At 65.0% G+C, this 22,211-nt stretch carries 22 protein-coding genes; 12 read left to right on the forward strand and 10 right to left on the reverse strand.

Annotated elements, in window-relative coordinates; translation table 11 throughout:
- Positions 1–129: 129 nt before the first annotated feature.
- Together ACN6KF_RS23640 and ACN6KF_RS23645 are read left to right on the forward strand one after the other, a co-directional pair.
- A complete protein-coding gene (locus ACN6KF_RS23640) occupies positions 130–1,020 on the forward strand; it encodes a DMT family transporter (protein WP_434959199.1) in 891 nt (296 codons plus the stop codon).
- Positions 1,017–2,030, forward strand: a complete 1,014-nt coding sequence (locus tag ACN6KF_RS23645) for a CobW family GTP-binding protein (protein ID WP_434959200.1) — start codon at positions 1,017–1,019, stop codon at positions 2,028–2,030. Before ACN6KF_RS23640 ends, ACN6KF_RS23645 begins: the two co-directional genes overlap by 4 nt.
- Positions 2,031–2,176: 146 nt before the next feature.
- Here the strand turns inward: ACN6KF_RS23645 and ACN6KF_RS23650 are convergent, their stop codons facing one another.
- A complete protein-coding gene (locus ACN6KF_RS23650; protein ID WP_434959201.1) occupies positions 2,177–3,226 on the reverse strand; it encodes a LacI family DNA-binding transcriptional regulator in 1,050 nt (349 codons plus the stop codon).
- A gap of 202 nt (positions 3,227–3,428) precedes the next feature.
- Between ACN6KF_RS23650 and ACN6KF_RS23655 the strand changes: the two genes are divergently transcribed.
- The 5 genes from ACN6KF_RS23655 (at position 3,429) to ACN6KF_RS23675 (ending at position 9,243) form a co-directional block, all read left to right on the forward strand.
- The gene (locus ACN6KF_RS23655) at positions 3,429–4,448 is read left to right on the forward strand and encodes an ABC transporter substrate-binding protein (protein ID WP_434959202.1); all 1,020 of its coding nucleotides are present in this window, start codon (positions 3,429–3,431) and stop codon (positions 4,446–4,448) included.
- 136 nt (positions 4,449–4,584) lie between these two features.
- On the forward strand, positions 4,585–6,831 hold the full coding sequence (locus ACN6KF_RS23660) for an ABC transporter permease (RefSeq protein ID WP_434959203.1): 2,247 nt from the start codon (positions 4,585–4,587) through the stop codon (positions 6,829–6,831).
- Positions 6,828–7,892, forward strand: coding sequence for an ABC transporter ATP-binding protein (locus tag ACN6KF_RS23665; protein ID WP_434959204.1), 1,065 nt, complete (start codon positions 6,828–6,830; stop codon positions 7,890–7,892). Before ACN6KF_RS23660 ends, ACN6KF_RS23665 begins: the two co-directional genes overlap by 4 nt.
- Positions 7,893–7,943: 51 nt before the next feature.
- The gene (locus ACN6KF_RS23670) at positions 7,944–8,759 is read left to right on the forward strand and encodes an inositol monophosphatase family protein (RefSeq protein ID WP_434959205.1); all 816 of its coding nucleotides are present in this window, start codon (positions 7,944–7,946) and stop codon (positions 8,757–8,759) included.
- 100 nt (positions 8,760–8,859) lie between these two features.
- The gene (locus ACN6KF_RS23675; RefSeq protein WP_434959206.1) at positions 8,860–9,243 is read left to right on the forward strand and encodes a VOC family protein; all 384 of its coding nucleotides are present in this window, start codon (positions 8,860–8,862) and stop codon (positions 9,241–9,243) included.
- Between the two features lie 122 nt (positions 9,244–9,365).
- On the opposite strand, the gene ACN6KF_RS23680 is transcribed toward ACN6KF_RS23675, so the two are convergent.
- From ACN6KF_RS23680 to recR, 4 genes are all read right to left on the reverse strand, one after another.
- The gene (locus tag ACN6KF_RS23680) at positions 9,366–10,418 is read right to left on the reverse strand and encodes a methylenetetrahydrofolate reductase (protein ID WP_434959207.1); all 1,053 of its coding nucleotides are present in this window, start codon (positions 10,416–10,418) and stop codon (positions 9,366–9,368) included.
- Complete coding sequence (locus ACN6KF_RS23685; protein ID WP_434959208.1) at positions 10,415–11,020, reverse strand: methylenetetrahydrofolate reductase C-terminal domain-containing protein; 606 nt, start codon at positions 11,018–11,020, stop codon at positions 10,415–10,417. The genes ACN6KF_RS23680 and ACN6KF_RS23685 overlap by 4 nt, the downstream gene beginning before the upstream one ends.
- A gap of 25 nt (positions 11,021–11,045) precedes the next feature.
- The gene (locus tag ACN6KF_RS23690) at positions 11,046–11,348 is read right to left on the reverse strand and encodes a virulence factor (RefSeq protein ID WP_434959209.1); all 303 of its coding nucleotides are present in this window, start codon (positions 11,346–11,348) and stop codon (positions 11,046–11,048) included.
- Positions 11,349–11,464: 116 nt separating this feature from the next.
- Positions 11,465–12,067: a recombination mediator RecR gene (gene recR / locus ACN6KF_RS23695; protein WP_434959210.1), complete on the reverse strand. Its 603-nt coding sequence runs from the start codon at positions 12,065–12,067 to the stop codon at positions 11,465–11,467.
- 271 nt (positions 12,068–12,338) lie between these two features.
- Here recR and ACN6KF_RS23700 point away from each other — a divergent pair, with 271 nt between their 5' ends.
- Positions 12,339–13,424, forward strand: a complete 1,086-nt coding sequence (locus ACN6KF_RS23700) for an HPP family protein (protein ID WP_434959211.1) — start codon at positions 12,339–12,341, stop codon at positions 13,422–13,424.
- A 76-nt stretch (positions 13,425–13,500) separates the two neighbouring features.
- Here ACN6KF_RS23700 and ACN6KF_RS23705 read toward each other — a convergent pair whose 3' ends face one another.
- The 4 genes from ACN6KF_RS23705 to pdxR form a co-directional block, all read right to left on the reverse strand.
- Positions 13,501–15,303, reverse strand: a complete 1,803-nt coding sequence (locus ACN6KF_RS23705) for an NAD(P)-binding domain-containing protein (RefSeq protein ID WP_434959212.1) — start codon at positions 15,301–15,303, stop codon at positions 13,501–13,503.
- Between the two features lie 128 nt (positions 15,304–15,431).
- Positions 15,432–16,505, reverse strand: a complete 1,074-nt coding sequence (locus tag ACN6KF_RS23710; protein ID WP_434959213.1) for a 2,3-butanediol dehydrogenase — start codon at positions 16,503–16,505, stop codon at positions 15,432–15,434.
- A 163-nt stretch (positions 16,506–16,668) separates the two neighbouring features.
- Positions 16,669–18,564, reverse strand: a complete 1,896-nt coding sequence (locus ACN6KF_RS23715) for a sigma-54-dependent Fis family transcriptional regulator (protein ID WP_434959214.1) — start codon at positions 18,562–18,564, stop codon at positions 16,669–16,671.
- Between the two features lie 289 nt (positions 18,565–18,853).
- Positions 18,854–20,266, reverse strand: coding sequence for a MocR-like pyridoxine biosynthesis transcription factor PdxR (gene pdxR / locus ACN6KF_RS23720; RefSeq protein WP_434959215.1), 1,413 nt, complete (start codon positions 20,264–20,266; stop codon positions 18,854–18,856).
- A 95-nt stretch (positions 20,267–20,361) separates the two neighbouring features.
- Here pdxR and ACN6KF_RS23725 point away from each other — a divergent pair, with 95 nt between their 5' ends.
- From ACN6KF_RS23725 to ACN6KF_RS23740, 4 genes are read left to right on the forward strand one after another with little or no spacing between them, the layout of a single operon-like run.
- Positions 20,362–20,790: a cupin domain-containing protein gene (locus tag ACN6KF_RS23725; protein WP_434959752.1), complete on the forward strand. Its 429-nt coding sequence runs from the start codon at positions 20,362–20,364 to the stop codon at positions 20,788–20,790.
- Position 20,791: 1 nt separating this feature from the next.
- Positions 20,792–21,247 carry a carboxymuconolactone decarboxylase family protein gene (locus tag ACN6KF_RS23730; RefSeq protein ID WP_434959216.1) on the forward strand — a complete coding sequence of 152 codons (456 nt, stop codon included), beginning with the start codon at positions 20,792–20,794 and terminating at the stop codon, positions 21,245–21,247.
- 42 nt (positions 21,248–21,289) lie between these two features.
- Positions 21,290–21,535 carry a type II toxin-antitoxin system ParD family antitoxin gene (locus ACN6KF_RS23735; protein WP_434959217.1) on the forward strand — a complete coding sequence of 82 codons (246 nt, stop codon included), beginning with the start codon at positions 21,290–21,292 and terminating at the stop codon, positions 21,533–21,535.
- Positions 21,536–21,853: a type II toxin-antitoxin system RelE/ParE family toxin gene (locus ACN6KF_RS23740; protein ID WP_434959218.1), complete on the forward strand. Its 318-nt coding sequence runs from the start codon at positions 21,536–21,538 to the stop codon at positions 21,851–21,853.
- Positions 21,854–21,886: 33 nt separating this feature from the next.
- Here ACN6KF_RS23740 and ACN6KF_RS23745 read toward each other — a convergent pair whose 3' ends face one another.
- On the reverse strand, positions 21,887–22,210 hold the full coding sequence (locus ACN6KF_RS23745) for a YbaB/EbfC family nucleoid-associated protein (protein WP_149252613.1): 324 nt from the start codon (positions 22,208–22,210) through the stop codon (positions 21,887–21,889).
- Position 22,211 lies beyond the last annotated feature (1 nt).

A 22,211-nucleotide genomic window follows, 5' to 3' on the forward strand; every position in this document is an offset into this window, starting at 1 on the left:
TGACAAACCGGAGCGTTTTCTGCCTGGGCAGGCCGCATTGGGGTGAGACCGCTCTTGCTTTCGGTCCGGTCCACCCTAGAGGTTGACCGCGACCCGCATTGACGGGAGCCTCCGCTGGATCGCCTCGCAATGTCGAACAATACCATCCTGACCGGATTGAGCCTCGGGCTGCTGGCGGCCCTGTGCTATGGCGCCAACGTGCCCTATGCCAAGCTCGCTGCGGAAGCCGGCGCCAGTGGGCCGACGGTGGTGTTCTACCGGGCTTTTCTGCTTGTGGCGCTGCTCGGCGGTCTGGGCCTTGCCCAGGGTGGCACGCTGGCCGTTGCCCGGCCGTGGCGCCTGCCGGTCTTCGGCTTAGGCATCGCCACCAGTTTCGTCGGCCTTTGTTACATTTCCTCGGTCGCCTTCATCCCGGTGGGGATTGCCACCATCCTCTATTACACCTACCCGCTGCTCATCCTGGTCATCAGCCCGCTGGTGGACGGCGAGCGATTGACGCTGGCGCGCCTCGCCATCTTCGCCTTTGCCTTCGTTGGTCTCGTGATCGCGCTCGGCGCCGATTTCGGCGCGCTGGATTGGCGGGGCGTGGCGCTGGCCCTGATTGCGGCGGCAGCCGCCGCCCTGCAGTTCTTCTGCGCCGCGCGGGCAACGCGCGGCGTCAATCCCGCAGTTGCCGGATTCTGGACGCAGCTGATCCTGATTCCGGTCGCGTTGGCGGCCTGTCTCGCCAGCGGCAGGCTCGCCTCGCCGGCCGTGCTATTGGAAGCGGGAGTACCGGTCGGCCTGCATATCGGCCTGTTCGTCCTGGCCTTCCTGTGCCATTTGACGGCGGCCCGGTTGACGCCGCCGGCCGCGCTGGGCCTGGTGTTCTGCGCGGAGCCCGTCGCCTCGATCCTGCTGGCGACACAGGTGCTCGACGAGCATCTGACGGCCCGGCAGGTCAGCGGCGGCACGCTGGTGCTCATCGCCGTGGTGGCGTCGGTACTGATGGAAAGCCGCAGAAAGGTCGTATCGGCATGACGCCGCCCCGCATCCCCGCCTTCGTGCTCACGGGTTTTCTCGGCGCCGGCAAGACGACGCTGCTCAATCGCCTTTTGAAGGATCCTGCCTTGGCCGACACGGCCGTGGTGATCAACGAATATGGCGAGGCCGGCCTCGACCACCTGCTGGTCGAGAAATCGGGCGATGGCGTGGTGCTGCTATCCTCGGGCTGCCTGTGCTGCAGCCTGCGCGGCGATCTCCTCGACACGCTGGCAGATCTCGCGGCGCGGCGCGCATCGGGCGAGTTGCCGCCTTTCGCCCGCGTGGTGATCGAGACGACCGGCCTCGCCCACCCCACTCCCGTGCTGCAGACCTTGATGGCGCCGCAACTGGCGGCGGCGGGCTATGTCCTCGCCGGCGTCATCGCGGTCGCCGATGCCTTGAGGGGAGAAGCGCTGCTCGACGAGCATGCCGAGGCCGTCGCCCAACTCGCCGTGGCGGACCGCATCCTGGTCAGCAAGACCGACCTTGCCGGCGACGTCGCGACCTTCACGGGAAGGCTGCAGGCTCTCAATCCGCGTGCTGCCATCAGCCTCATGCCGGATGCCGAAGCTGCTGCTGCACTGCTCGAGGTGCCCTTTCCAAGCGTGGGATCTGCCGTCGTCACGCGCCCCTTCTTTTCAGCCCACGACGCTTCAATCGCTTCCTTCACGCTGGAGACCGACAAGACCCTGACGCCTGGCCGCTTCATTGCCTTCATCGATGAATTGCGTGAACGTTTCGGCGAAGGCCTGTTGCGCTTCAAGGCACTGGTGAGGCTTGCCGACGATCCCGAGCGGCCGGTGGTCCTGCATGGCGTCCAGCATTGGTTCGCGCCGCCGGAACGTCTCGATGCCTGGCCGAGCCCTGACTGGCGCACCCGTATCGTGGTGATCGGCCGTGATCTCGACCGGCGCGGCATCGAGGATCTGTTCGCGGCCTTTTGCGACGAGCCACGCCTGGATGCTCCCGACCGCGCAGCCCTGACCGATAATCCCCTGGCTTTCTGAACGCGGGAAAAGAGGCGGGGACCCTAGAGCAAAGCGCGTTTAGCCGGAAACGCTTGTTGCTCTCACTCTTTGGTTCCAAGCCAATCCTACGGATTGGCTGGAGCGTCTTTGCGATTCTTGGCGATTCCGCCAAATCGTAAAACGCTTCAGCCTTCTTGCCGCGACAGGTCGGGCATGCGTACCGTGCCGCGCCAGATCAAGGGCACGTCGAGGCAGGTTCGCGTGCCCCGGCCGATCGTGCCGTCGGAGCGGCTGATCATGCCGCCGTCGCGCACCAGTTCGGCGACCTTGTCGGCGATATGGTCGATGGGTTGGGCGAAGGTGGTGAGGTCATAGGCCCGCCAGCCGGCCTGCTCGATGTCGTCGAAGCCGATGACGCACAGATCCTCCGGCACGCGCAGGCCGAACTCCTTGCGGGCGGCATCGACGAAGCCGCAGGCCATGAGATCGTTGATGCAGAAGGCCGCGTCGGGCGTGACCTGCCGGGTGAACAAGGCGCGCGCAGCCTCGGCGCCGGCCTCATAGCTGGTGCGGCCCTGGTGCCAATGGATCGGTTCGAAACCGGCTTCGCGGGCTGCATCGAGAAAGGCCTTCTCGCGTTCGGTAAGGCTGGGCGTGCCGGCTTGCGAGGTGACGCAGGCCAGCCGCCGGCAGCCTGCGCGCTGGAAGGCCAGCACGGCTTGATGGGCTGCATCCTTGTTGGCGACCGTGATGGTGTGCGCCTCGTCGAAATCCTGGTCCCGGTTGATCAGGATCAGCTCCTGGCCGTGGTCGAGGCAGGTGCGGGCGATGGCCCTGTCCGGCGTACCCGAAAGCACCACCGTGGCGTCGGCCCGGTAGTTCAGGGTCTGGCGCACCGCGCCGGCCACGGCCTCGGGCGAGCCGGAGGAATTGATCACCATGGCGACCTTGCCCGTCTGTTGCAGCCGGCCGATCAGGTTCCGGGCGAGGCGCGACTGGAAGGGCGTGTCGACGTCGGAGACGATCAGGCAGACGATGCCGCTCTGCTGGCGCATCAGGCCGCGGGCGAGATGATTGACGTGGTAGCCCAGATTCTGGGCCGCCTCCATCACGCGTTTACGCGTCTCCTCGGAAACGCTGGCCCCCGGCGTGAAGGCGCGGGACACGGCGGAACGGGAGACGCCGGCCAGCCTGGCGACTTCCTCGGCGCTGACGAAGGAGCGGGCTGGTTTCATGACGGGAGCCAGTCGAACATTGACAGGGAGGTTGCACGCCCTTGCAGTCATGTGCAAGCGCTGCTGTTGGTTTTACCCAGTTCGGGTGGATCACTCAGTGAATTCTCGCATGGAATTCTTGATTGACAGCATGATCTCGCTGATGCAGCTTTTGCACACGTGTGCAATACAAGCAAAACAGCATGCCGCCCGGAGGAAACCCATGAAGAAAACACTCGCTGCCGCCGTGGTCATGGCGGCCATGCTGCCCGCCGCCGCCCAGGCCGAAGGATCGCTCAACCTGATCTGTGCGGCGGATGTCGCCGTCTGCGAACTGTTGAAGAACAAGTTCGAGAAGGATAGCGGCGTCGGCGTCAACATGGTGCGCCTGTCCTCGGGCGAGACCTATGCCAAGATCCGGGCCGAGGCCGCCAATCCCAAGACGGATATCTGGTGGGCCGGCACCGGCGACCCGCATCTTCAGGCCGCCCAGGAAGGCCTGACTCTCGAATACAAGTCGCCGGCGCTCGATCAGTTGCAGGACTGGGCCAAGCGCCAGGCCGAGCAGTCGGGCTACCGCACCGTGGGCGTCTATGCCGGGGCGCTCGGCTGGGGCTATAACACCGATCTCCTCGTCCAGAAGAAGCTGAAGGCGCCGGGCTGCTGGGCCGATCTCGCCGATGCCTCCTACAAGGGCGAGATCCAGATGGCCAACCCCAACTCCTCGGGCACGGCCTATACGGCGCTGGCCTCGCTGGTGCAGATCATGGGCGAGGACAAGGCCTTCGACTATCTCGCCAAGCTCAATGCCAATGTCTCGCAATATACCAAGTCGGGCTCGGCCCCAGTGAAGGCGGCGGCGCGCGGCGAGACCACAGTCGGCATCGTCTTCATGCATGACGCGGTGACGATGACGGCCGAAGGCTTCCCGGTCAAGGCGGTGGCGCCTTGCGAGGGCACCGGCTACGAGATCGGCTCGATGAGCATCATCAAGGGCGCGCGTAATCTCGACAATGCCAAGAAATTCTATGACTGGGCCCTGAAGCCGGAGATCCAGTCGCTGATGAAGGATGCCAAGTCCTTCCAGATTCCCTCCAACAAGAACGCCGAGCTGCCACCCCAGGCCCCGCGTTTCGAGGACATCAAGCTGATCGACTACGATTTCAAGAAATTCGGCGATCCCGCGACTCGAAAGGCCTTGCTGGAGCGCTGGGACCACGAGATCGGCGCCAACGCCAACTGAATTCGGCTCGCTCCTTAAGCGGAGCAATCGCTCCGTCGTCCCGGCGCCAGCGGCGGTGGCGCTGCCGCCGCGACCTGCATCGCAAGTCGTGGCCGGGGGATGACGACCACCTTCCACCATTTCCAAGAGGCCTGCCATGAACAGGCGCAATCGCCGCCTCGACTGGGTGCTCGCCTTGGCCGTTCTCGGCCTGGCGATCCTGCCCTGGTACAGGCTCGAATCAGGCCTGCTTTCGACCGGCTGGCTCAGTGATTATCCGCTGGGCGCCAAGGCGGGTCCAGGTCTGGTCCAGCTCGCCCTGCAGGGGCGCTGGTGGCTGTGCCTGCCCCTGCTGGCGCTGCTGCCGGCGGTGTGGGCACGCTTTGCCGCGAACCCGGTGCCCCGCGCTCGGCTGCTGGTCGCCTCGGGTCTCGCCGGCGCGGCCATCATGGTCCTCCAGGGCTTCGCTATCGTCTATTCGGGCTGGCGCTGGCCGGTGTTCGAGGTCTGGTTCGGTGCGCTCGGAACGGGGCAGGAGGCTTTCGGCGCTGGTGCGGCCGCGCTGCTGACCGCGTTCCTCCTGCTGTTCAGCTTCGGCCTCGCCGAGCGCGGCGTGCTGCGCGGCGACGCCTTCGTGGTATCGGCGATTACCATCCTGATCGCCATGGTCGCCACCTTCGTGTTCTATCCGGTCGGCATGGTGCTGGTCGGTGCCTTTCAAGGCATCGACGGCGGCTTCGATCCCGCCGGCTTCCTCAAGACGCTGACCGATACCTCGATCTGGACCCTGCGCTGCCTGTCCGGCAGCGGGCGCTGCGGCGTCGCCTGGTCCACCTTGACGCTGGCCATCGCCACCGGCATCGGCTCGACCTTGCTGGGCCTCGCTTTCGCCCTGGTGGCGACCCGCACCCGCTTTCCCTTCAAGCGGGCCCTGCGGCTGCTCACCATTCTCCCGATCATCACACCGCCCTTCGTGGTAGGCCTCGCCTTGATCCTGCTGTTCGGGCGCTCCGGCGTGGTCACCCAGGGCCTCGCTTTTCTCTTCGACATTCCGCCCGGCCGCTGGCTCTACGGCCTCACCGGCATCTGGATCGCGCAGGTGCTCTCCTTCACGCCGATCGCCTTCCTGGTGCTGATCGGCGTGGTGCAGGGCGTCAGCCCCGCCATGGAGGAGGCCGCCCAGACGCTCAAGGCCGATCGCTGGCGCACTTTCGTCACGGTGTCACTGCCGCTGATGCGGCCGGGTCTCGCCAATGCCTTCCTGGTCGGCTTCATCGAGAGCCTGGCCGATTTCGGCAATCCGATGGTGCTGGGCGGCAGCCATGGCGTGCTCTCCACCGAGATCTTCTTCGCCGTGGTTGGCGCGCAGACCGATCCGGCGCGCGCGGCCGTGCTGGCCCTGATTCTGCTTTCCTTCACCCTCACCGCCTTCGTCGCCCAGCGGCTCTGGCTCGGCGGCAAGAATTTCACCACTGTTACCGGCAAGGGCGATTCCGGCCAGCATGTCGGGCTCAGCCGGGGTGTCGCCGCGCTTTCCATCGGCGTGGTCTCCGTGTGGTCGGCCTTCACGCTGGTGGTCTATGCCATGATCCTGTTCGGTGGCTTCGTGAAGACCTGGGGGCTCGACCACAGCCTCACGCTGGAGCACTACACCCGCGCCTTTGCCGTGACCTTTGATCACGGCACACTCTTGTGGAACGGTGTCGCCTGGGGCTCGTTCTGGACGACGATAGAGATCGCCCTGATCTCGGCGCCGCTGACGGCGGTGGTCGGCCTCATCACCGCCTATCTGATCGTGCGCCAGAATTTTGCCGGGCGCTCGGTGTTCGAATTCGCCCTGATGATGAGCTTCGCCATCCCCGGCACCATCATAGGCGTTTCCTATGTCTTCGCCTTCAACCTGCCGCCGGTGGAGATGACGGGAACGGCACTGATCCTGATCGTCTGCTTCGTCTTCCGCAACATGCCGGTGGGCGTGCGCGGCGGCGTCGCGGCGATGAGCCAGATCGACCGCAGCCTGGACGAGGCCTCACTGACGCTGGGGGCGAACTCCTTCACCACGGCACGGCGCGTGATCCTGCCGCTGCTCCGGCCGGCGATCGTCGCCGCTCTGGTCTACAGCCTCGTGCGCTCGATCACCTCGATCAGCGCGGTGATCTTCCTGGTGAGTGCCCAGTACAACATGGCGACCGCCTATATCGTCGGCCTGGTCGAGAATGGCTCCTATGGCGTGGCCATCGCCTATTCCAGCGTGCTGATCGTGGTGATGATTGCCGTGATCGGCGGCTTCCAGGCCTTGGTCGGCGAGCGAAGGCTCCGCCGCGAGGACCGCGTCGCTGGCCTGTCGGCCAAATCCGCAACCAGACCCCAAGACAATATCCAGCCTCAGGAGAAGGCGGCATGAGTATCGATATCAGGCCGGGCTCGGTCACCTTCCAGAATGTCCGCAAGGATTTCGGCGCGGTGACCGCCATCGCCGATCTGTCGCTCACGATCGAACCGGGAACGCTGGTGACCCTGCTCGGCCCTTCGGGTTGCGGCAAGACCACGACCCTGCGCATGATCGCCGGGCTGGAGCATCCCAGCGCCGGCCGCATCAGCATTGGCGGCAAGGATGTTACAGCCCTGCCGGCCAATGAGCGCGACGTCTCGATGGTGTTCCAGTCCTACGCCTTGTTCCCGCATATGAGCGTAGCCGATAATGTCGCGTACGGCCTGATATCATCAGGCCTGCGCAAGGCGCAGGCGCGCGAGAAGGCGGCCGATGGCCTCGCTCTGGTGGGACTGGCCGGCTATGGCGAGCGCCTGCCGAGCGAATTGTCGGGCGGCCAGCAGCAGCGCGTCGCCGTGGCGCGCGCCCTGGTGGTCGAGCCGCAGGTGTTGCTGCTCGACGAGCCACTCTCCAATCTCGATGCACGGCTGCGTCGGCGAGTCCGCACCGAGATCCGCGAATTGCAGCAGCGCCTGGGCTTCACGGCTGTCTATGTCACCCATGACCAGGAGGAGGCGCTGGCCGTCTCCGATACGGTGATCGTCATGCATCAGGGCCGGATCGCCCAAGCCGGTACGCCGCGCGAGCTTTATGAAGCGCCTGCCTCCGCCTTCATCGCCGATTTCATCGGCGAGGCCAATGTGGTGCCCTGCGAGGTGACACGCGTGGCCGACGGCCGGGCCGAGATCCGGGTCGGCGAGGGCGGGCATGCGCTGGCGGCGCGGGGCTTGGCCGTAGGCCCCGCGAAACTCGCCATCCGCCCCAACGCCATGACTCTGCGCGAGGCCGCGGGGGCAATGCTGTCGGGCAAGGTATTGCACGCCGCCTATCTCGGCGACCATGTCGAATATGAGATCGAGACCAAGGCCGGCCCCATCTTCCTGATCGATTCCGGCACCGACCGCATGCTGGAGCCGGGCAGCCCGATCGGTGTCGACCTGCATGACCGGGGCCTCGCCTTGGTGCCGGAATGAGCCGCCGTTCCGCTCCCCTCCCTATTTTCGAATGTTGATACCGGATTGCCCATGACATCGCCTGCCACCGCCGACATCGCCGCCCGCCTCGACCTTGCCCGGGACGTCATCCGGGAGGCAGGTCTCCTGGCGCTGTCCTTCTTCAACGATCGCGATACGCTGGCGGTCGAGACCAAGGCCAATGCGCAGGATGTCGTCTCCGCTGCGGACAAGGCCAGCGAAAGGCTGCTGCGCGAGCGCATCCATGCGGTTTTCCCGGACGACAGCCTGCTTGGGGAGGAATATGGCTTGAGCGAAGGCACCTCAGGTTATTGCTGGGTGATGGACCCGGTCGACGGCACCAGCCCCTTCGTCTTCGGCCTGCCGTCCTGGTGCGTCTCGGTCGCGGTCATCCACGGCAGCGAAACGGTTGTCGGGGTGATCTATGCGCCCGTACGCGACGAGCTCTATGCCGCCGCCCTCGGCCAGGGTGCCAGCCTGAACGGCACCACCCTGCGGCTTTCCGACAAGAGAAGCCTGGTCGACGGCGTGCTCGGGGTGGGTGCCAATCACCGCGTGGCGCCCGAGATCATCACCGGCTTCCTCAATGCCCTCCTGCACGAGGGCGGCATGTTCATCCGCAACGGTTCGGGCGCGCTGATGCTGGCCTATGTCGCCGCGGGTCGTCTGGTGGGCTATTACGAGCCGCATATGAACGCCTGGGACTGCCTGGCGGGCCTGTGCCTGATCAGCGAGGCGGGCGGCAAGGTCGAGAATTTCCTTGCCCATAGTGACCTCGCCCGCGGCGGCCGGGTGATCGGCGCGGCTCCGGGGGCCTGGGAAGGCCTGATGCGACTGGTGGGGCAGGCCGAGGCTGTGGCGGCGTGACGGGAAGAGGCGGACGTCCCGTCCGCTTTTTCTATGCTCCTGACAAAAACTGGCAGGGCGAGGCGCTAGTCTTTCCTCATCGCAACCGAGGAACATGACGATGCCCGATCCCGCCTTCAAAGCCAGTTTTGCCCTGCTGATGGTCGACAGCCCGCGGCGCAGCGCTGCCTTCTATCGTGAATTGCTGGGCCTCGAGCCCGTCGAGGAGCAGGTCACCTTCGCCATGTTCGCGCTGCCGACCGGCCTGATGCTGGGTCTGTGGTCCAAGCATACGGCCGAACCCGCGCCCAGCGCCCCGGCCGGCGGTGTCGAGATCGGTTTCGAGGCCGTGGATGCTGCCGCCGTCGATGCGACCTATGACAAATGGATCGAAACGCGCGATGTGCGCGTATTGCAAAAGCCCGTCGATCTCGATTTCGGCCGTACCTTCGTGGTGCTCGATCCAGACGGCCACCGGCTGCGGGTGTTCGCGGCGGCGGGGTAACAGCGTCTCCCGGGTGCACGGGCATCCTGCCCGTTCTTCCTTTCTGCAAGCGCTGAGCTTCCAGGAACGGGCATCGTGACATGCCAGCATGTCACGGGATGCCCGTACAATCTGAAATGGTGCTACTGCGCCCCCACCATCTCCTCATGCGGCATCGGGCTCGGGGCCATGTCGCGGCGCCAGGGCGTGCGGCCGGCCAGCACGCCGGATTCATGCACGATCTCGGCGACATATTCTTCCTGCCGATAGGCCATCACATGCACGCCGGCGACGCCCTTGATCTCGCGGACCTGCTGGATGATGTCGATGCACAGCCGCTTGCCTTCCTCCTTCTGATCCTGCGCGCCTTCCAGGCGCTTGATCACCTCGTCGGGCACATGCACGCCGGGCACGTTGGAGCGCATCCATTTGGCGGTGCGGGCGGAGGCGAGCGGGCCGACGCCGACCATGATGAAGCATTTTTCGTGCAGGCCCATGTCGCGGATGCGGGCCATGAAACGCTCGAGCAGCGGCACGTCGAAGCAATATTGGGTCTGGATGAATTGCGCCCCGGCCTGGATCTTTTTGGCCAGGTTGATCGGGCGGAAATCATAGGGTGGCACGAAGGGATTGGCGGCGGCGCCCAGGAACATGGCGGGTGGCGTGGTGATCTTGCGCCCCGACAGGAAGCGCTGCTCGTCGCGCATGGTGCGGATGGTGGAAAGCAGGGCTGTCGAATCGAGGTCGAAGACCGGCTTGGCCTCGGGATGGTCGCCGCTCTGCACGCCGTCGCCGGACAGGCACAGCACATTGCATACGCCGAGCGCGGCGGCGCCCAGTACATTGCCCTGGATGGCGATGCGGTTGTAGTCGCGGCAGGAGATCTGGAACACCGGCGAATAGCCGACACGGGTGAGCAGGGCGCAGATCGCCACCGAGGACATGTGGCAATTGGCGCCGGAGCCGTCGGTGGCGTTGACGGCGTCGACCCAGCCCTCGAACGGCTTCACCCGTTCGAGCACGTCGTCGGGATTGGCCGAATCGGGCGGGTTGAGCTCGGCCGTGACGGCAAACTCTCCGCGGCGCAGCACGCGTTCGAGACGCCCGCGCGAGGTGTGGCCCGGCAATTCGGGCAGGGGGGCTGCCGGGTGAGGCCCGAAATCGTCGGGATGCGGCAGCCTGTTATCGATGCTCATGGCTTGCCTCCGCTGGCCGCGGTTGCATTGGATTTGGCTGCTGCTGCCTTGGCCTTGGCGGCGGCCGCCGCTGCTGCCTTCTCGGCCGCGATCCTGGCATTGTAGCCCGACTTCTCGCGAGCGACGGAAAGCCAAGAGGACTGCCCTTTCAGGCGGTGATCGACCGGCCCCTGCGGCGCCTCGATCGCACTGCCAGCAGCCATGTTGCGCGAGCCCTCATAGGCCTTGACCCAGACGCAGGGCATGTCGGCATAAACCTCGCAATTGCCATTGGCCCGCACGCCGCCGCAGGGGCCATTGCGCAGGCCCTTGGGGCAATTCATCGGGCAGGACATGCCGGTGGAGGACAGCGCGCATTGGCCGCACATCTTGCAGTCGAACAGGGTCGACTTGACCAGCTTCTCGACCTTGGCCACCGGCTTTTCCAGCCTCTCCCAGCCGATCGCCGTGAACAGAGGCGAGAGCTTGACCAGCGTCCACTCGACACCGTCATAGACCCGCTCCATCGCGGCGGAATGGCGGATGGCCCAGAAGCGCAGGGCGAATTTCTTCGCGTCGCGCGGTGGCTTTCCGGTGGCTTCGAAGGCAGCGGGCGTGCGCATGGCTCGTGAGCTCGCATTGAACGGATCAGGAAATTTCCCTGCCGCCATTCTTGGCAAGAGCCGCCAACCGTTCCTTGTCGTATTCCGCCTCGATCTTGGCCGCCGCCGCCGAAACTTCCGCTTCGAGGTCGTCGCCGCACTCGATCGGGGGGCTGCGATGGAATTCGGAGAGATAATCGTCGGTGCCGGCGGCGCCGCCACGCATCGCCGCCATGTCGACGGCCTCGCCGAAGCGAGAGCCCAGTTCGCGCTTGGCGCTGGTGCGGCCCTGCTTGGCCACCACCATGGTGGGAATGTCGCGCCAATAGGTGATGATGAGCTGGGGCATGGTGGCTCCTTGGAGCGCGGACATTCTGTCCGCTCTTGGAAACATTGCATTTCTGGTAAGAAAAGAGCGGACACCGCGGCATGCAAGCATGTCGCTGAGATGTCCGCGCTCCTACCTCAAAACGGCGTCCGGCTGCGGATCGCGGCGGCCAAGGTGCCCTCGTCGAGATAGTCAAGCTCGCCTCCAACCGGCACGCCATGCGCCAGTTTCGTCACCTTGACGCCCGTGGGTGCCAGAAGATCGGTGACGTAATGGGCGGTGGTCTGGCCGTCGACCGTGGCGTTGAGGGCGAGAATTACCTCGGAAACCCCATCCTCAGTGACGCGCGCGACCAGCCTGTCGATAGTGAGGTCCTCAGGACCTATGCCGTCGAGCGGCGAAAGCGTGCCGCCGAGCACATGGTATCGGGCATTGACGACACCGGCCCGCTCCAGGGCCCAGAGATCGGCGACATCCTCGACCACCACCAGCAGCGTGTTCTCCCGCCGGGGATCGCTGCACAAAGTACAGGGGTCGGAGGTGTCGATATTGCCACAGTTCGAGCAGACCACCACGCGCTCGCAGGCGATTTGCAGAGCCGATGCCAGCGGTACCATCAACTGCTCGCGCTTCTTGATCAGCGTCAGCGCGGCCCGGCGTGCCGAACGCGGCCCGAGCCCGGGCAGGCGGGCGAGCAACTGGATCAGGCGTTCGATTTCAGGGCCGGTAACGGATGCCATGAAGCTCAGATAGGTGATTTGCGGCTGAGGCGCGAGGGGAGAGTGCGGGAGTGGTCGTTTTGTACATGGCTTCCTGGGAGCGCGGACATCCTGCCCGCCTCTTATCATCCTGCAAGCACCATGTTTCCAAGATGCGGGCAGGATGTCCGCGCTCCCAGGGGCACTGCGTCCTTTCGTACCTTGAATGCCGACTGCCTAAGCTTTAAGCACCTATCGCTTCGCGATATATCGCGGTGGGCGGAATCGCCCTCTTTGTCTGCCGGGTGGGCCCATGGCGCTTCTTCCCTTCAAACTGTTCTCGCCGGTCCTGGCCGGGGCTACCTTGCGCGACCGGCTGTTCGCCAGCCTGGGCGCCATCGTGGGCATCGGCTTGACCGGCCTGGTCTGCACACTCGTCTTTGGCCGCGATCCACATCTTCCTTTCATCGTGGCACCTGTCGGCGCTTCGGCCGTGCTGCTTTTTGCCGTGCCGGCCAGTCCGCTGGCCCAGCCCTGGTCGATCATCGGCGGCAATACGCTCTCGGCACTGTGCGGAATCACAGTCACCCAGTTCGTACATGAGCCGATGCTGGCCATCGGTCTGGCGGTTGGTCTTGCCATCGCGGTGATGTCGCTGACGCGCTGCCTGCATCCGCCCGGCGGGGCCGCTGCCCTGACGGCAGTGATCGGGGGCCCCGCAGTGGCCGCCGCCGGCTTCGGCTTTGCCCTGGTGCCTGTTTGCCTCAACTCGGCGTTGCTGGTGGCGCTGGGCTGGCTGTTCCACCGCTTCTCCCGCCACCCTTATCCGCACGTGCCGGCTTCCGTCCCGGTCAGCACGCATGGTACCAGCGACCCCGTACCCTCTCTGCGCGTCGGCTTTCGCGACGAGGATATCGAGGGGGCGCTGACCGATCTCGGCGAGACTTTCGACATCGACCGGCAGGATATCGACCGCCTGCTGCGGCGGGTCGAACAGCGGGCGCTGTCGCGCTCCCATGCCGATCTCACCTGCGCCGACATCATGTCGCGCGACATCGTCACCATCGAGCCCGAAGCCAGCGCCGTGACGGCGATCAAGCTCCTGCTGGAGCATAATGTCCGCACCCTGCCGGTGATCGACTTCCACGACCGCGTGGTCGGAACGGTGGGCCTGCGCGACCTTGCCGGCCCGGTGAAGCAGGTAGGGGACGTCATGACCCTGCCCACTCTCTCCACGCCGGGAGCCCCCGCGCTCGGACTCGTTCCCGCCCTCACCGACGGCACTGCCCATGCCGTGGTCATCGTCGACGACGACAAGCACATTGCCGGGCTCGTCACCCAGACCGATCTGCTGGCCGCTCTGTCGAGCCTGTCGGCCCGCGAGGGATGGGGACAGTAGAGGCCCTATGAAAAAAGGGGGCGGCTTGTGGCCGCCCCTGATGTTCCATCACTTATCGTGACAGTACGATACCGTCTCAGGACAGATGATGCCGTTCCTGGATCTTGTAGACCGGTGTCGGGATCGCCTCCTTGCGAGCCTTGAGCTGCAGGGACAGGTAGAGCGAGTAATGGCGGGACTGGTGCAAATTGCCGCCGTGGAACCATAGAGCTTCCTGCTGCGTGGGCTTCCACATATTGCGCTGCTCACCTTCCCAGGGTCCGGGGTCCTTGGTGGTGGCAGAGCCCAGTCCCCAGCACTTGCCGACCTTGTCGGCCACTTCCTTCGAAATCAGATCGGCAGCCCAGCCATTCATCGAGCCATAGCCGGTGGCATAGACGATGAGATCGGCCGGCAGTTCGCGGCCATCCTCCAACACCACGCCGCCTTCGCTCAATTCGCGGATGCCGACGCCGCTGACCAATTTGATCCGGCCGTCCGCCACCAGGTCGCAGGCGCCGACATCGATGTAGTAGCCTGAGCCCCGGCGCAGATATTTCATGAACAGGCCGGAATCGTCGTCGCCGAAATCGAGCATGAAGCCGGCCTTATCGAGCCGCTGGTAGAACTCGGCATCCTTCTGGCGGATCTTGTCGTACACCGGCACCTGGAACTCGTGCAGGATGCGATAGGGCAGCGAGGCGAAGATCAGATCGGCCTTGCGGGTGGTCATGCCGGCGGCCACTGCGCGCTCCGAATAGAGGTCGCCGAGCCCGATCTCCATCAGCGAGTCCGATTTCACGATATGGGTGGAGGAGCGCTGCAGCATGGTGACGTCGGCGCCGCCCTCCCACAGGGCCGCGCAGATGTCGTGGGCCGAGTTGTTGGAGCCGACCACCACCACTTTCTTGCCGCGATAGGCGTCCGGGCCGGGGTGGCGGGAGGAATGCTGCTGCTCGCCCTTGAAGACGTCCTGGCCCTTGATCTTCGGTATGTTGGCCTTGCCCGACATGCCGGTGGCCAGCACCAGTTGCTTGGGCTTCAGCGTGATCTCGCGGCCGTCCCGCTCGACGATCACGGTCCATTCCTTGGCCGTCTCGTCGAAGCTTGCGGATTTGCAGGTGGTGGAGCTCCAATAGTTCAGCTCCATCACCTTGGTGTACATCTCCAGCCAGTCGCCGATCTTGTCCTTGGGCGCGAAAACCGGCCAATTGTCGGGGAAGGGGATGTAGGGCAAGTGGTCGTACCAAACCGGGTCGTGCAGGCAGAGCGACTTGTAGCGCTTGCGCCAGCTGTCGCCGGGACGCTCGTTCTTCTCGATGATGATGGTCGGCACGCCTAGCTGCCGCAGCCGGGCACCGAGTGCGATGCCGCCCTGGCCGCCGCCGATGATGACGACATAGGGCTGTTCGCTGAAACCGAGTTCCGTGGCCTCGGATTCACGCTTCTCCTTCCAGGTCTTGCGCGTGGGATCGCTCCCGTGTTCGGCTCCCATCGGCCGGCGGAAACCTTTGGGTTCCTCATGGCCCTTCAACTCGCTCATGGTGGTGAGCAGGGTCCAGATCAGGCCATTTTTCAGGCGGATATGGCCATAGCCGCGCGCTGCCTCCGTTTCGAACTCGAACCAGCCCTCGGTCACGCCATTGCCGTCACTGGCGGCTTCTTTGGCGTCCTGGCGGAAATGGCCCGGCTTGATGGCGGCCAACTGCGCCTCCAGCATCTCGCCGATGGCCTCGCGCCCTTCCAGGGTGCGCAGGTTCCAGGTGAAGGTCACCAGGTCGCGCCAATAGCAATCTTCCTGGAACAGGTTGACTGCAGCCTCGATGTCGCCGCTGGCGAGCGCCTGTTCGAGCTTGGCCAGGACCATATCCACCCTGGCCTGCGGACTTTGATCGAGCATGGAATTTCCTCCGTTTTATCTTGTTGTTCGAGACTATTGCTTCGGACAGAGAACGAACGCTTGCTTGCTCCAACTCCTTATTTTCGAATCGGGCTTGGTTTTCGAACCGGACTTGTCGCGATCCGGCGTTATCGAGCCAGGTCGATCAGGATCTTGAGCTGTTCGCCGGCCGGATCGAGCAGGGCGTCGAAGCCATCGGCGACGGCCTTGTCGAGCGTAATCTTGCGGGTCACGACCTTGTTCGCCGGCAGCAGGCCGGAACTGATCAGGCGGATGACGCGCGGCCAGTAATGGGTGGGATAGGCCCAGGAACCGCGAATATCGACATCCTTGAAGGTGACCTGGAACCAGTCGAGCGGATTCTCGTGCGGATGCAGGCCGGTCTGGACCACCACGCCCTGTTTGCGCACGGCGTCGAGGCAGGCCTTGAGGGCGTGCTCGTTGCCCACGCATTCGATCGCCACGTCGCAGCCGACCTGTCCCTCGCTGAGCTCGCGCACGACCTCGCCGGGATTGTCGTGCTTGGGGTTGATGGTGATGAGATCGGGCAGGGCCGCCTTGGCGAAGGCGAGGCGCTTGTCGTTGATGTCGGAGACGAAGAGCTGGGCTGCACCGGCAGCGCGGGCCGCCAGCAGCGTGAGCAGGCCGATCGGGCCGGCGCCCGTCACCAGCACGCTCGAACCGGCGGTGACGCCACCGCGGTCGCAGGCATAGACGGCCACCGCGCTCGGCTCGACCAGGGCCGCTTCCTCGTCGCTGAGCGTATCGGGGATCTTCTGCACATTGTAGTCGTTGAGCAGGGCATAATCGGCCATGCCGCCCGAAACCCAGCTCAATCCGGCCAGCGCGAGCTGGGGGCTGAGGTGGAAGAGGCCGCGATCGGCGAAATAATCGCCCGAACGCGGCATGATCAACGGCTGCACCGAGACCCGATCGCCCGGCTTCACCGCTTCGACCCCCTCGCCGACCGCCTCGACCACCCCGCCGAATTCATGGCCGAGGATCTGCGGGCCGCTGGTTCCGCTGAAGGGATGCGGTTCGACCGGGATGAAGATGGGGCCATAGGCGTATTCGTGCAGATCCGTGCCGCAGATGCCGACGAAGCGATTGCGGATCAGAACCTGTCCCGGTGCCGGTTGGTCCGGCTTGGGCAGTTCTTCGAGCCGCAGATCCTTGGCGGCGTGAAATCGCAGGGCCTTCATCCTTGTCTTCCTCCCGTGTTGCATGTTGTTGGGCAGGAAGAGCAATCGCCGTGCCAATCGGCGGGACGCCGTGGCCTGGGGCGGTTTCAGCCCTCTTGGGCGTAGGCAACCGTTGCATGGCGCGCAACAGATGCCACACCTGTGGCGGGGGTGCTGCAACAGGTCAGTTGCGTTGACTCAGGCCGTGGCGTTTCATCTGGCGATGCACTGTGGAACGATCGACGCCCAGGTTGCGTGCTGCCTGCGACACGTTCCAGTTGCAGCTGGCGAGCACGGCTTCGAGAGCCGACCTTTGCGTGTGCGGCTCCTCGGTTCTCGGCGGCAGCGCCCGCCTCAGCAGGGCTTCGGGCAGGTCGCACAATTCGATGACGCCGTTCTGGCACAAGACGGCAGCGACCGAGACGATATTGTCGAGCTCGCGGATGTTGCCGGGCCAATGATGGGCCTTGAGCGCGAGCAGAGCTGCCGGCGCGACCGCCAGCGCCTCGCCGTTCACGCGATGCTTGGCAAGGATCTTGTCGAGCAGCCAGACGAAGTCGGATCGCTCGCGCAAGGCCGGCACCACGAGCGTCGCGGCATTGAGCCGGTAGAGCAGATCCTCGCGAAAGCCGCCATCCCTGGCGAGCGCCTCGAGTGGCCGGTTGGAGGCGGAGACCACCCGGATGTCCAGCGGCTTGGACCGCGAAGCGCCCACTGGCGTCAGCTCCCGCTCCGACAAGACCCGCAGGAACCGGCTCTGGAGCGCCAGCGGCATGTCGCCGATCTCGTCGAGGAAGAGCGTGCCGCCATTGGCCTCCTCGATCAGCCCGATCCGCCCCCTTGGCGCCGCGCCGGTGAAGGCCCCCGGCAGATGGCCGAACAATTCGCTTTCGATCAGCGGTTCGGGGATAGCCGCGCAGTTTACGGCTACGAACTTGCCGGTCCGGCCGCTTGCCTCATGGATGGCGCGGGCCAGGTATTCCTTGCCGGTGCCGGTTTCGCCCTGGATGAGGATCGAGACCGGCCTGGGGGCGAGCTTGGCGACCTTGGCCTGCAAGGCGGCGAGCTGGCCGTCGCCGCCGCTGAGATTGCGCAGCGAGGCGGGAATGTCGTGGCGCGTCCCTGCCGGCGAACGCACGGCGATATCGGGTTCGATGGCATGGGCAAACAGGGCGTTGCCGTCCCGTGCGAAGACCAGACGATCCTGCGGGCGATGCTGGCGCGTCAGGTCGGGCAGGTCGTCGATGTCCATGTCGAAGAAGCGCGACAGGGGCTGGCCGATCAGGGCCTGCGGATCGCGCCAATCGAGATTGCCTGAACGCGCCAGGACCTTGGCGCCACCATTGGTCATGCCGATGATGTGGCCGGAGCCGTCGATGGCAATGCCGGCTTCGGGGTCGACATCGAGAAATTCCGGGGAACGCGAGAAGCGCAGCACCCATTCACGGCTCGATTGCGCCATCAGGTTGGCGAGCTCGATCCGCCGCACCGTGGCCGAGACGAGATGCAGCGCCAGGTTCTGGCTGGCCTTCTTGATCGGCGAGCTGAGCAGGGAAATGTCGAGCACCGCCGAGAGGCCGCCCTGGATATCGTAGATCGGGGCAGCGGTGCAGGAGAGGGGCGTGTGGGTGTTGTCGAAATGGTCGGTCTGATGGATGGTCAGGGCCTCGCCGGCCTCGATACAGGCGCCGACGGCGCAGGTGCCGGCCCGCGATTCCGACCATTCCGAGCCCAGATAGAGGCCGGCCTTGCGCAGATTGTTGTTGAACAGCGGGTCACCGTAGAAATCCACGGTCACGCCGGCCCTGTCCGAGAGCAGCAGCACGTAGTTCTGCCCCGCCACCTGGCGGAACAGGTTTTCAAGGCCCGAGCGGGCGATCGCGATCAGTTCTTCCGATTGCTGGCGATGCTCGCGCAATTGGGTATCCGGCACGATATAGGCCTCGCAGGCCTGGGCCGGATCCAATCGGTGCTTGTTGATGCAGCGCAGCCAGCTCTGCACCACCGTGACGTCGCGGATGGTTGCCGCGCCCAGGCCGACGCTTTCGATCTCGCGGATATGATCGACATGCGAAGCCATGAGAAGGTGCAGCCAGCCTCCCTAGAGCATTTTGCGATTTCACCGGATCACTTCAAATCGCAAAGATGCGGCGAAACAAAGAGTTGGAGCAATGTGCGGTTCGGAGGATCGCACTTTGCTCCAGGAAATGTATTTCTTGATCCGTCCGGATCAGAAACCACGTCGTCTTGCTTGGATCTCGCGTGGAAAGCGCCAGCTCGATCAAATTCTACCCCGCAGCCTCCAAGGCGCGGATGCTCCAGTGTGCACTAGTGCCCGCGAATGTAAACCGTCTTGGCGCATCGGCTGCTCAGCCATGGGCTGCGACCAGGGCCAGCAGGCGGTCGCAGTCACTGGCGATACGCCTGGGGTCGACATTGGTGACGCCCAGCAGCAGTCCGGCTCGCCGCGCACCGCTGTACCAGGGTGAGAGCGGCACGGGCGCGATCCCGAAGGGCAGGGCCTGACGGGAGACGGCAACATCGTCGATCGTATCGGGCAGGTCGAGCAGGACGGCGAGACCTCCATTGGCATGTATCTTCATACCCGAGCCGATGCGCGTGGTAAGGCAGGAGGCAAGAGCGTCGCGCCGGGCGGCGTAGAGGCGTTTCATCCGGCGCAGATGCCGTAGATAATGCCCCTCCGCCAGGAAGCTCGCCACGGCTCGCTGGATCGAGACCGCTGACGCCGGCGCGAGGGCGGCGGCCACGTCACCGAAACGGGCCGCCAGTTGTGGCGGGACGACCAGGAAGCCCAGGCGCAGTGCCGGGGTGATGGTCTTGCTAAAGGTGCCGGCATGCAGAACCCGCCCCCGCCGGTCGAGCGAGGCAAGGGCAGGTGCGGCCCGCCCCCTGAGCTGCAATTCGCTGAGATAGTCATCCTCGATGATCCAGGCCTGGCGGGCCTGGGCCCAATCGAGCAAGGCAAGGCGCCGTTCGAGCGACAAAGTGAGGCCGAGAGGCGCCTGCTGGCCCGGGGTGACCACCGCAAAGGCGGCATCCGGCGCGAGCCTGAGACCGGCAGCGACATCGATGCCGTCCGGGTCGACCGGAACCGGCGTGATCGTCACCCGGGCCTGCTCGAGGGCGACGCGGGTCAGGACGAAGGCGGGATCCTCGAGCCAGGCCTTGCGGCCGTCGAGCCCGAGGGCGCGCAGGATGAGGCCGAGGGCGCCGGAATAGCCCGACGTCACCAGGACCTGGTCCGGCTCGCATTGGATGCCGCGGGCCAAGGCGAGATAGGCGGCGATCTCGCGCCGGAGCTCGATATGGCCGCGCGGATCGGGATAGCTCACCGGCGCCGCGGCAGCAGCGCGGGCGCTGCGCGCCATGATGCGCGACCACAGCGAAAAGGGAAAGGCGTCCTGCGCCGGTACGCCCATCTGGAAGGTGGCGGGCGGGCGCTCGAAATCGGGAAACAGGGTAGGCAGGGGCGTGGCTACCGGCAGGCGTGCCGTTGTTTTCGGCAGAGCTCCCTCGTGGATCACCCGCGTACCGGCGGCTCCCATGCCGGCGATCAACTGTTCGTCGGCAAGCTTTTCATAGGCTACGCGCACGGTGCCACGGGCGACGCCGAGCTGCGCCGCCAGATCGCGCCAGGATGGCAACCTTGCGCCGTTGGCCAGCCGCCCGTCGCGGATGGCGGCAGCGATGCCCCGATGGATCTGAACGGCCAGCGGAGCCTGGGCGGTGCGATCGATACTGATCCGGAAGGGGGCGCTCATGCCAGGATGGTACAATATTTGATGCAATTCTTGGTGCTTTTTTGTGAGCCGAAGGTGGACCATGTTGCGGTCATCGCAAGACAGGAACCAAGATGATGATTTCCAGAGCCCTTTTGCTCGGTATGGCCATTGCCCTTGCAGCCACCCCAGCCGTGGCCCATTCGCCGCAATCGAAGGCTGGTGGGGCCAGCGCGGCGCCGGTGTTCGAGCAGGCGCTGCCCAATGTGCCCGGCAAGACCATGACCAGCGTTCTCGTGCGCTACGCCCCCGGCGGCAAGTCGCCCTCGCATACCCATTCCAAATCGGCTTTCGTCTGGGCCTATGTGTTGTCGGGCTCGATCCGCAGCCAGGTGAATGGTGGCCCGGTCAAGGTCTATCGCGCCGGCGAGGGCTGGTTCGAAGAGCCGGGCGCCCACCACCAGATCAGCGAGAACGCCAGCAAGACGAGGCCCGCTTCATTGCTTGCCGTCTTCGTCGCCGATTCCGGCGACCGCAACCTTACCGTCTATGACCAGGAGAAATGAAATGGCCCCGCGCCTCGACTACAACGCCGCCGCTCCCGCCGGCATGAAAGCCCTCGGCGGTGTCTATGGCTATGTCAGCCAGAGCCTGCCCAGGATGCTGGTCAACCTGGTCTATCTCAGGATCTCGCTGATCAATGGCTGCGCCTATTGCATCGACATGCATTCGCGCGACCTCACCAAGGACGGCTTGCCCCAGGAGAAGTTGGTGCTGGTGCCGGTCTGGCACGAGGCCGGCGACTTGTTCAGCCAACAGGAGAAGGCAGCGCTGCGCTGGGCGGAGACAGTGACCAGGGTCGCCGAGACCGCCGTGCCCGAAGCCGAATTCGAGGCTGTGCGGGCGGTGTTTTCAGAGAAGGAGGTGGCTGACCTCACCATCGCGATCGGCCTGATGAATACCTATAACCGCCTGGCGATCAGCTTCCGCAACACGCCGGCCGCACTGAAGGCGATAGCATAAATTGCGCCAAATATGTTATCATGGCGGCAAAGGAGAACCGCCATGAACGTATCACTCGGCTCGCGGTGGGAAGAGTTCGTCAGTGCGATCGTTCGGGAAGGCCGCTATGGCTCAGCCAGCGAAGTGGTCCGAGAAGGACTCCGTCTCGTCGAGGAGCGTGAAGCCAAGCTGCAAGCGCTCCGCGACATGGTGAATGCCTCCGTCGATGAGGGAGGCGATCTTTCCGATGATGAGATCGGTAAGGCTCTCGACACCGCGGCCACTCAACTGGCAGCCGAAGGGCATTGAGTGAGGCGGCTGGTCTATACACACGCTGCCGCCAGGGATTTGATTGCAATCCAAGCCTATATTAGCCGTGAGAGCGGAAGTCTGGCGCTAGGGCGCCGGTTCAGCGAGCACTTGCGGCAGCAGTGCCGCAAGCTTGCGAGCTTGCCTGGTATCCTTGGCCGGGCTCGACCCGAATTACGCCCCGATCTGCGAAGCTTCGTTTTCCGGGGCTACGTGATCTTTCTACGCTACCACGGCGATCGCCTGGAGATCGTCAACATCATCGAAGGCCACCGTGATATCGAGGCGCTTTTCGACAAGGGAGGCGGCGCGCCGTAATGCGACGGCACGATAGCGGCGACCGTACTCGCCTCAGAACGGCAGCTTCATGCCGGGCGGCAGGGGCAGGCCGGCGGTGATCGAGCCCATCTTTTCCTGCGTCAGGCGATCTGCCTTGCCGCGCGCGTCGTTATGGGCGGCGAGGACGAGGTCCTCGACGATCTCTTTTTCGTCAGCCTTCAAGAGCGATGCGTCGATGTCGACACCCTTCATCTCGCCCTTGGCGGTGAGGCGCACCTTGACGAGGCCACCGCCGGCCACGCCTTCGACCTCGGCCTGTTCCAACTCGGCCTGCAGGGTCTGCATCTTGGCCTGCATGGCCTGCACCTGCTTCATCATGCCCATCACGTCTTTCATG

Source organism: Labrys methylaminiphilus subsp. lupini, from assembly GCF_051161885.1.
In the GTDB taxonomy this organism is placed as follows: domain Bacteria; phylum Pseudomonadota; class Alphaproteobacteria; order Rhizobiales; family Labraceae; genus Labrys.